1 pseudogene is annotated in these 434 nt (G+C 69.6%); it reads left to right on the top strand.

The features are described 5' to 3' along the window. Positions 1–75: 75 nt before the first annotated feature. Positions 76–434: pseudogene (locus E1193_RS31535) on the top strand (ISL3 family transposase); the annotation flags it as partial.

Raw genomic sequence — 434 nt, 5'->3', positions numbered from 1 at the left:
CCCTGTCTCACCTTCGGTGGTGACAGAGGGTGGCGAGGCCTCGTTGCCTCCTGTGTGGAGTTCGTCAACAAGCGTGTGCAGGCGGTGTCCTCGGGGTTGTCCCCGCTGGTCACCGAGGACGTGGTCGACGAAGGTGAGCGGATCGTGGTGCGGGCCCGGACGCCGCAGAACATCATGGGTCTGCCCGATGTGCGGGCGTCGCCGGGGCGGGCCGGGCAGGGGCGCGTTTGCTGGCGACACTCGCCATGGGCCTGTCCCGTCACACGGCCCTGCGTGCCCTGTCGCGCATCCCGTTGCCCACCGGGCGAGTTCCTCGCGTGATCGGCGTAGACGATTTCGCTCCGCGCCGGCGACGCCGCTATGCCACCGTGGTCATCGACGCCGAGAGCCACGAGCGGATCGACGTGCTGCCCAACCGCACCGCCGACACCATC

It is taken from the genome of Micromonospora sp. KC606 (assembly GCF_004348675.1).
Taxonomy (GTDB): domain Bacteria; phylum Actinomycetota; class Actinomycetes; order Mycobacteriales; family Micromonosporaceae; genus Micromonospora.
Note: the sequence above shows the minus strand (reverse complement) of the source record. Positions and strands in the feature narration are given on the sequence as shown.